We start from the raw sequence: 12,615 nt of genomic DNA on the forward strand, positions 1-12,615 counted from the left end.
GGTGCCCCCGGCAGGATTCGAACCTGCGCACACGGCTCCGGAGGCCGTTGCTCTATCCCCTGAGCTACGGGGGCGTGTCGGGCGCGTTGCTCGCGGCGACGGGTAGAACACTACCAGCTCCGGCGGGGTGATCAGGAACGGGTTTGGGGCGGTGGGAGGGGAGTGGGTGCCCGCAGGGGGTGGAAGTGGGGAAAACCCGGACGCGGTGGCCGGTGCGGACCTACTCTCGAGTTGTGCCAGGCGCGTCGGGCCGGGTGCTTGTTGTCGACGACAACAAGGTCATCCGGCAGCTGATCAGGGTCAATCTCGAGCTGGAGGGCCTCGAGGTCGTGACCGCGTGCGACGGTGCCGAGTGTCTGGATGTCGTTCGTCAGGTGCGGCCCGATCTGGTGACCCTCGACGTCGTGATGCCCCGGCTGGACGGGCTGCGGACCGCCGCACGGCTGCGTGCCGATCCCCGTACCCGCGACCTTCCCCTCGCCATCATCAGCGCCTGTACGCAGTACGAGATCGAGGCCGGCCTCGACGTCGGCGTCGACGCTTTCCTGCCCAAGCCCTTCGAACCCGCGGAACTCGTCAGTCTCGTGCGCAAGCTGATGGAGGGCGCGCGGGGGAGGGCGGGAGACGAAGGCGTCCCAGTGGCCAACGGCAACGGCCCGGCCGTCGAGTAGGTCGGGCAGGTCGAGCGGCAGCGGCCCGGTCGTCGGGCAGCGGGGCGGACCGAGCGCGCCCCGCCCCGTCCACATCCCGGGACCTCCTCAAACCGGCTCGCTTACCCACCCCCCTCCTCCCCTACGCTTGTCCCGTGACCCCCGTCGAGCTCTCCCGGACCGTGCTGCACGCAGTGCGGCGTGCTGTGGATGCCGGGGAGCTGAGTGTGGCCGTGCCCGAGCGGGTGGTCGTGGCGCCGCCGGGGCCCGGGGGGTGCGGTGACTACGCCACCAGCGTCGCCCTCCAGCTCGCCCGGCCCGCCGGGCGGCCGCCGTTGCAGGTCGCCGAGGTGCTGCGGCCGTATCTCGTGCGGGCCGACGGCGTCACCGGCGTCGAGATCACCGGGCCGGGGTTCCTCAACATCAGTCTCGACCGGTCCGCCGCCGGCTCCGACCTCGTGGAGCGGGTGCTGCGGGAGGGATCGCGCTACGGCCACTGCGACGCCCTCGCCGGGCGGATCTTCGCGCTGCGCGTGCCGTACGAGGTGCGCGCCGAGGTCCTGGCCGACGTGCTGACGCGGATCGTCGGCTCCCAGGGCGGGCGCGTCGAGGTGGAGCACCAGGGACCGCCGCACGGGTCGGCGGGGCGGCTGCGGGCCGCTGGGACGAGCCTGCGGCCGGTACCGGCGCCCGAGGACCCCACCCCGCTCGGACCCGACGCCGCGCGCTGGGCCCTGCTCCATCCCGCCCCCCACGACCGGCCCCGCATCAGCGCCGACCACCTCGTGCAGCGCGAGAGCAACCCGCTCTTCCGGGTGCGGTACGCCCACGCCCGCACCCGTGCCGTCGCTCGCAACGCCGCCGACCTGGGGTTCACGGCCGTCATCGCCGAGGAGTGCGACCTCGGGGCGTCGGACGGCAGCGGGCCGCTGCTCGCGCTCCTCGCGGACCATCCCCGCGTCCTCGCCACCGCGCTCGCGGGCACTGAGCTCGACGCCTGTGCCCCCTCCCGCCTGACCCGGCATCTGCTCGCGCTCGCCGACGTCACGCTTCCCTACCTCCTCACGGTGCTGCCCCGGGGGGCGGAGAAACCCTCGGCCGCCCACCGGTCCCGGCTGGCTCTCGCCGAAGCCGTCGGGACGGTGCTGGCCGGCGGCCTGTCCCTGCTCGGTATCGACGCACCCGACCATCTCTGAAAGAGCACGCCCAGATGAGCCGTTCCGCACACCCCGCCGGGCCCCGCCACGCCGACGTCCTCCCCGAGGGGCACTACTCCGCACCGCCCGCCGACCTCAACGCGCTCGACGCCAAGGTGTGGGCGCAGACCGTCACCCGAGGGCCCGACGGCGTCGTCCGCGTCGGCGGGCTCGACGTCACGCAGCTCGCGGAGGAGTTCGGCACCCCCGCCTACGTCATGGACGAGGCCGACTTCCGGGCCCGGGCGCGCGCCTGGCGCAGCGCCTTCGGGACCGAGGCCGACGTCTTCTACGCCGGCAAGGCGTTCCTGTCCCGGGCGGTCGTGCGCTGGCTGCACGAGGAGGGCCTCAACCTCGACGTCTGCTCCGGCGGCGAGCTCGCCACCGCCCTCTCCGCCGGCATGCCGGCCGACCGCATCGCCTTCCACGGCAACAACAAGTCCGCGCAGGAGATCCGCCGGGCCATCGACGCCGGCGTGGGGCGCATCGTCCTCGACTCCTTCCAGGAGATCGTGCGGGTGGCCCACATCGCGCAGTCGCTCGGCCGGCGGCAGCGCGTGCAGATCCGGATCACCGTCGGGGTGGAGGCGCACACGCACGAGTTCATCGCCACCGCCCACGAGGACCAGAAGTTCGGCATCCCGCTGGCCGGGGGGCAGGCCGCCGAGGCCGTGCGGCGGGCGCTCCAGCTCGACGGGCTCGAGCTCATCGGGATCCACTCCCACATCGGGTCGCAGATCTTCGACATGTCCGGCTTCGAGGTCGCCGCGCACCGGGTCGTGGGGCTGCTGAAGGACATCCGTGACGAGCACGGCGTCGAGCTGCCCGAGATCGACCTCGGCGGCGGGCTCGGGATCGCGTACACCAGCGACGACGATCCTCGCGAGCCGCACGAGATCGCCAAGGCGCTGACCGAGATCGTCACGCGCGAGTGCGAGGCCGCCCGGCTGCGCACACCGCGCATCTCCGTGGAGCCCGGGCGTGCCATCGTCGGGCCGACCGCCTTCACGCTCTACGAGGTCGGCACGATCAAGCCGCTCGACGGGCTGCGCACGTACGTCTCCGTCGACGGCGGCATGTCGGACAACATCCGGACCGCGCTGTACGACGCCGAGTACAGCGTCTCCCTCGTCTCCCGCACCTCCGACGCCGCGCCGATGCTGGCGCGGGTGGTGGGCAAGCACTGCGAGAGCGGTGACATCGTGGTGCGGGACGCCTTCCTGCCGTCGGACGTGGCACCGGGTGACCTGATCGCCGTACCGGCCACCGGCGCGTACTGCCGTTCCATGGCCAGCAACTACAACCACGTGCCGCGGCCGCCGGTGGTCGCCGTGGCCGACGGACAGGCGCGGCTCATCGTGCGGCGCGAGACGGAGGAGGACCTCCTGCGGCTCGACGTCGGCTGAGGAAGGCCGGAAAGCGTTCTCGCCCGACATCTCCCAGGCCGACGGGAGACCCGGGTGAAAGCTCTCGGGAAAAGGCCTTCGGCAAGGGGCCGGGAAAAGGGCGGAAGATCTCCTGTCCGTTCCCCCTCGGGAAATGAAATAGATGTCTCACGATCCGGACCAGGGACAGAAACTGCGGTCCGGTGAGTGAGACTGGTGCAACCGTAGACGGTATGAGGAAACGAGGTCGGATGATGCGTACGCGTCCGCTGAAGGTGGCGCTGCTGGGCTGTGGAGTGGTCGGCTCAGAGGTGGCGCGCATCATGACGACGCACGCCGACGACCTCGCCGCGAGGATCGGGGCGCCCGTCGAGCTGGCGGGTGTCGCCGTGCGGCGGCCCTCCAAGGTCCGCGAGGGCATCGACCCCGCCCTCGTCACCACCGACGCCACCGCCCTGGTCAAACGCGGGGACATCGACGTCGTCGTCGAGGTCATCGGCGGGATCGAGCCCGCCCGCACCCTCATCACCACCGCCTTCGAGTACGGCGCATCCGTCGTCTCCGCCAACAAGGCGCTCCTCGCCCAGGACGGCGCCGCGCTGCACGCCGCCGCCGAGGAGCACGGCGAGGACCTGTACTACGAAGCCGCCGTCGCCGGTGCCATCCCGCTGATCCGCCCGCTGCGCGAGTCCCTCGCCGGCGACAAGATCAACCGGGTGATGGGCATCGTCAACGGCACCACCAACTTCATCCTCGACAAGATGGACTCCACCGGCGCCGGGTACCAGGAGGCGCTCGACGAGGCCACCGCCCTCGGGTACGCGGAGGCCGACCCGACCGCCGACGTCGAGGCGTTCGACGCCGCCGCCAAGGCCGCCATCCTCGCCGGGATCGCCTTCCACACGCGCGTGCGTCTCGACGACGTCTCCCGCGAGGGCATGACCGAGGTCACCGCCGCCGACTTCGCCTCCGCCAGGGAGATGGGCTGCACCATCAAGCTGCTGGCGATCTGCGAGCGGGCCGCGGACGGGGCGTCCGTGACCGCGCGCGTGCACCCGGCGATGATTCCGCTGACCCACCCGCTCGCCTCCGTGCGCGGTGCGTACAACGCCGTCTTCGTGGAGTCCGACGCGGCCGGGCAGCTGATGTTCTACGGGCCCGGAGCCGGCGGCTCGCCGACCGCCTCCGCCGTCCTCGGCGACCTCGTCGCCGTCTGCCGCAACCGGCTCAGCGGGTCCACCGGACCGGGGGAGTCGGCGTACGCCGCACTGCCCGTGTCGCCGATGGGGGACGTCGTCACCCGCTACCACATCAGCCTCGACGTCGCGGACAAGCCGGGTGTTCTCGCCCAGGTGGCCACCGTGTTCGCCGAGCACGACGTGTCGATCGACACGGTTCGCCAGCAGGGCAAGGACGGCGAGGCCTCCCTCGTCGTCGTCACCCACCGCGCGTCCGACGCCTCCCTCGCCGGGACCGTCGAGGCGCTGCGCAAGCTCGACACCGTGCGGGGTGTCGCCAGCATCATGCGGGTTGAAGGAGAGTAAGCAGCAATGACCCACCAGTGGCGCGGAATCATCGAGGAGTACCGGGACCGGTTGCCGGTGTCCGACAGCACGCAGGTCGTGACGCTCCGTGAGGGCGGCACGCCCCTCGTGCCCGCGCAGGTGCTCTCCGAGCGCACCGGCTGCGAGGTCCACCTCAAGGTCGAGGGCGCGAACCCCACCGGGTCCTTCAAGGACCGCGGCATGACCATGGCCATCACCCGGGCCAAGGAGGAGGGCGCGAAGGCCGTCATCTGCGCCTCCACCGGCAACACGTCCGCCTCCGCCGCCGCGTACGCGGTGCGCGCGGGCATGGTGTCGGCCGTCCTCGTCCCGCAGGGCAAGATCGCGCTCGGCAAGATGGGCCAGGCCCTGGTGCACGGCGCGAAGATCCTCCAGGTCGACGGCAACTTCGACGACTGCCTCACGCTGGCCCGCTCGCTGAGCGACAACTACCCCGTGGCGCTGGTCAATTCGGTCAATCCGGTGCGTATCGAGGGGCAGAAGACGGCCGCGTTCGAGATCGTGGACATGCTCGGCGACGCCCCCGACATCCACGTCCTGCCGGTCGGCAACGCGGGCAACATCACCGCCTACTGGAAGGGCTACACGGAGTACGCCGCCGACGGCGTGGCGGACAGGACGCCCCGTATGTGGGGCTTCCAGGCCTCCGGCAGCGCCCCGATCGTGCGCGGCGAGGTCGTCAAGGACCCCGCGACGATCGCGACGGCGATCCGCATCGGCAATCCCGCGTCCTGGCAGTACGCGCTGGCCGCGCGGGACGAGTCCGGCGGCCTCATCGACGAGGTGACGGACCGTGAGATCCTGCGCGCCTACCGGCTGTTGGCCGCTCAGGAGGGCGTCTTCGTGGAGCCCGCCTCCGCCGCGTCCGTGGCCGGTCTGCTCAAGGCCGCCGAACAGGGCAGGGTCGACCCGGGCCAGCGGATCGTCTGCACCGTCACCGGCAACGGTCTGAAGGACCCCGACTGGGCCGTCGCCGGCGCACCGCAGCCGGTCACCGTGCCCGTCGACGCGGTCGCCGCGGCCACCCGGCTCGGCCTCGCCTGACCCGTCCACCCGGGGTTCCCCTCGCGAGGGTGCACAGGGGGCTTACGACACGCATCGTGCGCCTCCTGTGCGCCCTATGTCGCCACAGAACCTTCCTTCGATAGGCTGTAGGGAACCCGCCCGCCGCATATGCCTCGCTCGCATGTGCCGAGTGCAGTGCCGCACCGGCGGCCCAGGGTCTCCCCGTACGTATCGAATGTCATTCGACAGTTCCGCAGCTCAAGGAGAGTCAACGAGCGATGGCCGGTCCAGCGTTCCGCGCCGCCGCCGTCCGGGTGCGCGTCCCCGCCACCAGCGCCAACCTCGGCCCGGGCTTCGACGCCCTCGGCCTCGCGCTGGGGCTCTACGACGACGTCGTCGTCCGGGTGGCCGACTCAGGGCTGCACATCGACATCGCGGGCGAGGGCAGCGAGACGCTGCCGCGCGACGAGAAGCACCTCCTCGTCCGCTCCCTGCGCACCGCCTTCGACGTCCTGGGCGGCCAGCCGCGCGGCCTGGAGATCGTCTGCGCCAACCGCATCCCGCACGGCCGCGGCCTGGGCTCCTCCTCGGCCGCCATCTGCGCCGGCATCGTGGCCGCCCGCGCCGTGACCATAGGCGCGGAGGCCAAGCTCGACGACGCGGCCCTCCTGGAGCTCGCCACCGAGATCGAGGGCCACCCGGACAACGTCGCGGCCTGTCTGCTCGGCGGTTTCACGCTGTCCTGGATGGAAGCCGGCGCCGCCCGGGCGATCAGGATGGAGCCCTCCGGTTCCATCGTTCCGGTGGTTTTCGTGCCCGGAAAGCCGGTCCTGACCGAGACCGCGCGCGGTCTGCTCCCGCGCACCGTGCCGCATGTCGACGCCGCCGCCAACGCGGGCCGCGCCGCCCTGCTCGTCGAGGCCCTGACCAGGCGTCCCGAGCTGCTGCTGCCCGCCACCGAGGACCGTCTCCACCAGGAGTACCGCGCGCCCGCCATGCCGGAGAGCGCCGCGCTGGTGGAGCGCCTGCGCGCCGACGGCATCCCGGCCGTCATCTCCGGCGCCGGGCCCACCGTCATGGCGCTGGCCGACGCCGGCACCGCCGACAAGATCGAGGCCCTCGCGGGCCCCGAATGGGCCGCCAACCGGCTCGACCTGGATCTTCAGGGTGCGAGCGTGCTTCCGCTCGCCCCGTCCGGTGACATTTAGCGCACGGTTGCCGGATTTCGAGAGGGGGAATGTTTGTTGGATCCGGTAGTGTTAATCTCAAGTCTGCACCCGACCTCACCATGGCGAGGTGCTTCGTGTCCCCGTCAGGGACAGACATTCTTCCGGGAGCTCCCCAAGCCGCACTGCGTTCCGTACGTCGTATTTGGGCAGTACGCCGTACAGCGACGCTGAGCGGTCCGACGGGCACGCTCCGGAATCGGTGCGACCACGCCGCGTGACACTGGATGCCACGGCTCGTCGAGGAAGCGCCATCACCAGATATCTCTTCCGCCGTTTTGGCGGACCACCGCCCCGGCTTCGCCACATCAAGGACCGAAGTCGGACAGCACAACCGGTCGCCGAGCCAGACAGGCCGACGTCCGCTCCAGGGAAGGACCCTTCGTGAGCGACACCACCGATCTGATGGGCGCACGTGTCGAGGAGACCGCTGCCGCGCCCTCCACGGACGCCTCCGCGCCTGCCACCGGTGCCGGCTCGCGGCGGCGCCGCGGTACCGGCCTCGAGGGCATGGTGCTGGCCGAGCTGCAACAGGTCGCATCCGGCCTCGGTATCAGGGGTACCGCGCGTATGCGCAAGAGCCAGCTGATCGAGGTCATCAAGGAGGCGCAGGCCTCGGGCGGCGCGCCGGCCGCGAAGGCCGAGGCCGCCCCCGCCGAGACCAAGCCGAAGCGCCGCGCCACCTCCAAGGCGCGCACCGGCGAGGCCGGCGAGAAGAAGGCGGACGCCGCCGCGTCCGAGGCCGCCGCCGAGAAGGCCGTGGCCCAGCAGCAGATCGAGATCCCCGGCCAGCCGGCCGGCGGGAACGACGCCCCCACCGAGCGCCGCCGTCGCCGCGCCACCGCCGAGGCGGGCAGCCCCGAGACCGTCACGGCCGAGGCGAAGGCCGCGCCCAAGGCGGAGGCCCCGGCCGAGCAGGCCGCGGCGCCGCAGGGCGAGTCCAAGTCCGACGCCGACGGTGGCGAGGGCCGCCGCCGCGACCGCCGTGAGCGCAGCCGCGACCGCGAGCGCGGCGACCGCCGCGGCAAGGGCGACGACCAGCAGGGCCAGGGCGGGCAGCGCCAGCAGCAGAACCAGCAGCAGAGCGGCGGCCGTCCGGACCGGAACGCCGGTCCGCAGGACGACGACGACTTCGACGGCGGCCGCCGTGGCCGTCGCGGCCGCTACCGCGACCGCCGTGGCCGCCGTGGCCGCGAGGAGATGGGCGCCCCCGAGCCGCAGATCACCGACGACGACGTCCTGATCCCCGTCGCGGGCATCCTCGACATCCTCGACAACTACGCCTTCATCCGGACCTCCGGCTACCTGCCGGGCCCGAACGACGTGTACGTCTCCCTCGCCCAGGTCCGCAAGAACGGCCTGCGCAAGGGCGACCACCTCACCGGTGCCGTGCGCCAGCCCAAGGAGGGCGAGCGCCGCGAGAAGTTCAACGCGCTGGTGCGCCTGGACTCGGTCAACGGCATGGCGCCCGAACACGGCCGCGGCCGCCCCGAGTTCAACAAGCTCACCCCGCTCTACCCGCAGGACCGTCTCCGCCTGGAGACCGACCCGGGCGTGCTGACCACCCGGATCATCGACCTCGTGTCGCCGATCGGCAAGGGCCAGCGCGGTCTGATCGTGGCCCCGCCGAAGACCGGCAAGACCATGATCATGCAGGCGGTCGCCAACGCGATCACCCACAACAACCCCGAGTGCCACCTGATGGTCGTCCTGGTCGACGAGCGTCCGGAAGAGGTCACCGACATGCAGCGGTCGGTCAAGGGCGAGGTCATCTCCTCGACCTTCGACCGCCCCGCCGAGGACCACACCACGGTCGCCGAGCTCGCCATCGAGCGGGCCAAGCGCCTGGTGGAGCTGGGCCACGACGTCGTCGTCCTGCTCGACTCGATCACGCGTCTGGGCCGCGCCTACAACCTGGCCGCGCCCGCCTCCGGCCGCATCCTCTCCGGTGGTGTCGACTCGACCGCCCTGTACCCGCCGAAGCGCTTCTTCGGCGCGGCCCGCAACATCGAGGACGGCGGCTCGCTGACCATCCTCGCCACCGCGCTGGTGGACACCGGGTCCCGCATGGACGAGGTGATCTTCGAGGAGTTCAAGGGCACCGGCAACATGGAGCTCAAGCTCGACCGCAAGCTCGCCGACAAGCGCATCTTCCCCGCGGTGGACGTCGACGCGTCCGGTACCCGCAAGGAAGAGATCCTGCTCGGCAACGAGGAGCTGGCCGTCGTCTGGAAGCTGCGCCGGGTGCTGCACGCCCTCGACCAGCAGCAGGCGATCGAACTGCTCCTGGACAAGATGAAGCAGACGAAGTCGAACGGCGAGTTCCTGATGCAGATCCAGAAGACGACGCCGACGCCGGGCAACGGCGACTGACGTTCCCCGTTCCGTGCGAAAGGGCCGCTCCTCCCCGGGGCGGCCCTTCTCGTGTCCCGTGGCCGGTGCTGCGATCTTCGCCACAAGATCCTCGGTGAGTTCGACGCGCGCGTGGGCCGTTTGCAACCCTTTCCCGAGTTTCGCCGTCTGAGGGGACGGAGTGACGATGGTGCGGTAAGGGGTCCTTTGCCCTATGAGCGCCTGATCAGGCCGCGTGGTCCGGTGCCGTGCACCGCAAGGCGCCGGAGAGTCCTGGTAGCGGAGCCACCAGGGCTTTCCGGCAACGAGGCGAGGTGCGGTAGCGGACCGGGCGGCCCAGGCGGGCACAGCGCAAGGACCACTGAGGGGCTGACCGGACATACCGACGGCCTGACCCTGACCGCAGAGGGGTAACCGACCGGAGACGAGAGCCGAGGAGCACATGTCCGCCGAGAGCACGCCGGAGCCCCCCATACGGGCAGTGGCCGGCACCCATGACGAGTCCGGCACCGATGGGGGCGGCCGCCGTCGCGCGAAGGGCCGGCGCCGCAAGCCGAAGGGCCGCGGCAGAGGCCTGCTGGTCGCGGCCTGGACCGCGGCCGGCATCGTCGTCCTAGGCGGCACCGGAGCCGGCTACCTCTACTTCAAGCTCAACGGCAACATCAAGAGCGTCGACATCGACCAGGCCCTCGGCACCGACCGGCCCACCAAGGTCGACAACGGCTCGGAGAACATCCTCGTGCTCGGCTCGGACACCCGCTCCGGCTCCAACAAGAAGCTCGGCGGGGGCGAGGACGACGGCAGCGCCCGCTCCGACACCGCGATGGTCATCCACGTGTACGAGGGCCACCGGAAGGCCAGCGTGGTGTCCATCCCGCGCGACACTCTCATCGACCGCCCCGCGTGCACCGACACCCGGGGCACCACCCACGACGCGGCGCACGACGTGATGTTCAACTCCGCGTACAGCACGGGCGGCGCGGCCTGCGCGGTCAAGACCGTCGAGTCGATGAGCGGGGTCCGCATGGACCACTACCTGGAGGTCGACTTCTCCGGCTTCCAGAAGCTGATCGACGAACTCGGCGGCGTCGAGGTCACCACCACGAAGGACATCGACGACCCCGACAGCCACCTGCGGCTGAAGGCCGGCACCCACCGGCTCGACGGCGAGCAGGCCCTCGGCCTGGTCCGCACCCGGCACGGTGTCGGCGACGGTTCCGACCTCGGCCGCATCCAGCTCCAGCAGGCCTTCGTCAAGGCCCTGGTCGAACAGGTCAAGAGCGTCGGCCTGCTCAGCGGCGGCGACAAGCTGTACGCCCTGGCCGACACCGCCACCAAGACCGTCACCACCGACTCCGACCTGGGCTCGCTCAACGCCCTCATGTCCTTCGCCGACGGCCTCAAGGGCATCGGCGCCTCCGACATGAACATGGTCACCATGCCGGTCCGGTACGACCCCGCCGACCCCAACCGCGTCCTCGTCCAGCAGGCCAAGGCGCAGCAGGTCTGGACGGCCCTCGAGAACGACCGGCCCATCCCGAGGACGGCCACCGCGGGCACGGCCACGGGCGAGGCCCAGGGCGTGGTCGACGCCCCGTGAGGGCTTCGGGCATCGGCGCGAGGGGCCCCCGGGAATAGACGACGCCCGCCCCCGGTTTTGGGGGATGGCGCCAGTCCTGGCAGACTGGTACGTCGGCTCCGGTTCACGCTCCCGTATCCCGCGGCTGCGACCCGGCGCCCTCCCGAACCTAGGAGACACCTTGAAGCGCGACATCCACCCCGAGTACGTCGAGACGCAGGTCAGCTGCACCTGTGGCGCGTCGTTCACCACCCGCAGCACCATCGAGTCCGGCACCGTCCGGGCCGAGGTCTGCTCCGAGTGCCACCCGTTCTACACGGGCAAGCAGAAGATCCTCGACACCGGTGGCCGTGTGGCCCGCTTCGAGGCCCGCTTCGGCAAGGCCGCCGCCGGCTCCAAGAAGTAGCGAGCCCCATTTCGCCGGTCCACGGTCACGCCCCCTCACCGGGCGTACCGGGACCGGCGTTTTTGGTCGCCCGCCCTTCCCTTTTCGTCCGCAGTACAGGAGCCAGAGATGTTCGAGGCCGTCGAGGAACTCGTCGGTGAGCACGCCGACCTGGAGAAGAAGCTCGCCGACCCGTCGGTCCACGCCGACCAGGCCAACGCGCGCAAGCTGAACAAGCGGTACGCCGAGCTGACCCCGATCGTCGCCACGTTCCGCTCCTGGAAGCAGACCGGCGACGACATCGACACCGCGCGCGAACTCGCCGCCGAGGACCCCGACTTCGCCGCCGAGGTCAAGGACCTGGAGAAGCAGCGCGAGGAGCTCACCGAGAAGCTCCGCCTCCTGCTCGTCCCGCGTGACCCCAGCGACGACAAGGACGTCATCCTCGAGGTCAAGGCGGGAGCGGGCGGCGACGAGTCCGCCCTGTTCGCCGGCGACCTCCTGCGGATGTATCTGCGCTACGCCGAGCGCGTCGGCTGGAAGACCGAGATCATCGACGCCACCGAGTCCGAGCTGGGCGGCTACAAGGACGTCCAGGTCGCGGTCAAGACGCGCGGTCAGACCGAGCCCGGCCAGGGCGTGTGGGCGCGCCTGAAGTACGAGGGCGGCGTGCACCGCGTGCAGCGCGTACCGGCGACGGAGTCCCAGGGCCGTATCCACACCTCGGCGGCCGGTGTCCTCGTGACCCCGGAGGCCGAGGAGGTCGACGTCGAGATCAACCCGAACGACCTGCGCATCGACGTCTACCGGTCCTCGGGACCCGGCGGCCAGTCCGTCAACACCACCGACTCCGCCGTGCGCATCACGCACCTGCCCACCGGAGTCGTCGCCTCCTGCCAGAACGAGAAGAGCCAGCTCCAGAACAAGGAGCAGGCACTGCGTATCCTGCGCTCGAGGCTGCTCGCCATGGCGCAGGAGGAGGCGGAGAGGGAGGCCGCCGACGCCCGCCGCAGCCAGGTCCGCACCGTCGACCGCTCCGAGAAGATCCGCACCTACAACTTCCCGGAGAACCGCATCTCGGACCACCGCGTCGGCTTCAAGGCGTACAACCTGGACCAGGTGCTGGACGGCGACCTCGACGCGGTGATCCAGGCCTGCGTCGACGCGGACTCGGCAGCCAAGCTCGCAGCCGCGTAAGAGGCGTACCCACGGACGACCAGGACACGGAGGACTTGCGTGCAGCAATCTTTTGGGGGGCGACCCCCAAGCCCC

General features: G+C 71.2%; 10 protein-coding genes and 1 tRNA gene. 10 read left to right on the forward strand and 1 reads right to left on the reverse strand.

Annotated elements, in window-relative coordinates; genetic code table 11:
- Positions 1 to 2: 2 nt before the first annotated feature.
- Positions 3 to 74, reverse strand: a tRNA-Arg gene (locus ACZ4YY_RS31245).
- A 159-nt stretch (positions 75 to 233) separates the two neighbouring features.
- Between ACZ4YY_RS31245 and ACZ4YY_RS31250 the strand changes: the two genes are divergently transcribed.
- The 10 genes from ACZ4YY_RS31250 (at position 234) to prfA (ending at position 12,540) form a co-directional block, all read left to right on the forward strand.
- Positions 234 to 671 carry a response regulator gene (locus ACZ4YY_RS31250; RefSeq protein WP_468298010.1) on the forward strand — a complete coding sequence of 146 codons (438 nt, stop codon included), beginning with the start codon at positions 234 to 236 and terminating at the stop codon, positions 669 to 671.
- A gap of 134 nt (positions 672 to 805) precedes the next feature.
- A complete protein-coding gene (gene nrtL / locus ACZ4YY_RS31255; protein ID WP_468298012.1) occupies positions 806 to 1,846 on the forward strand; it encodes an ArgS-related anticodon-binding protein NrtL in 1,041 nt (346 codons plus the stop codon).
- Between the two features lie 14 nt (positions 1,847 to 1,860).
- The gene (gene lysA / locus ACZ4YY_RS31260; RefSeq protein WP_468298014.1) at positions 1,861 to 3,252 is read left to right on the forward strand and encodes a diaminopimelate decarboxylase; all 1,392 of its coding nucleotides are present in this window, start codon (positions 1,861 to 1,863) and stop codon (positions 3,250 to 3,252) included.
- A 233-nt stretch (positions 3,253 to 3,485) separates the two neighbouring features.
- On the forward strand, positions 3,486 to 4,775 hold the full coding sequence (locus tag ACZ4YY_RS31265) for a homoserine dehydrogenase (RefSeq protein WP_468298165.1): 1,290 nt from the start codon (positions 3,486 to 3,488) through the stop codon (positions 4,773 to 4,775).
- Positions 4,776 to 4,781: 6 nt separating this feature from the next.
- Complete coding sequence (gene thrC, locus ACZ4YY_RS31270; RefSeq protein ID WP_468298016.1) at positions 4,782 to 5,840, forward strand: threonine synthase; 1,059 nt, start codon at positions 4,782 to 4,784, stop codon at positions 5,838 to 5,840.
- 239 nt (positions 5,841 to 6,079) lie between these two features.
- The gene (thrB, locus tag ACZ4YY_RS31275; RefSeq protein ID WP_468298018.1) at positions 6,080 to 7,009 is read left to right on the forward strand and encodes a homoserine kinase; all 930 of its coding nucleotides are present in this window, start codon (positions 6,080 to 6,082) and stop codon (positions 7,007 to 7,009) included.
- A 402-nt stretch (positions 7,010 to 7,411) separates the two neighbouring features.
- Positions 7,412 to 9,400, forward strand: a complete 1,989-nt coding sequence (gene rho, locus ACZ4YY_RS31280; RefSeq protein ID WP_468298020.1) for a transcription termination factor Rho — start codon at positions 7,412 to 7,414, stop codon at positions 9,398 to 9,400.
- 421 nt (positions 9,401 to 9,821) lie between these two features.
- Positions 9,822 to 10,979: an LCP family protein gene (locus ACZ4YY_RS31285; protein WP_468298021.1), complete on the forward strand. Its 1,158-nt coding sequence runs from the start codon at positions 9,822 to 9,824 to the stop codon at positions 10,977 to 10,979.
- 160 nt (positions 10,980 to 11,139) lie between these two features.
- Entirely contained in the window at positions 11,140 to 11,364 is a 225-nt protein-coding gene (rpmE, locus tag ACZ4YY_RS31290) for a 50S ribosomal protein L31 (protein WP_031039396.1), read from the forward strand.
- Positions 11,365 to 11,472: 108 nt separating this feature from the next.
- Entirely contained in the window at positions 11,473 to 12,540 is a 1,068-nt protein-coding gene (gene prfA, locus ACZ4YY_RS31295; protein ID WP_468298023.1) for a peptide chain release factor 1, read from the forward strand.
- Positions 12,541 to 12,615 lie beyond the last annotated feature (75 nt).

The sequence above is a fragment of the Streptomyces sp. NPDC030143 genome, from assembly GCF_055573695.1.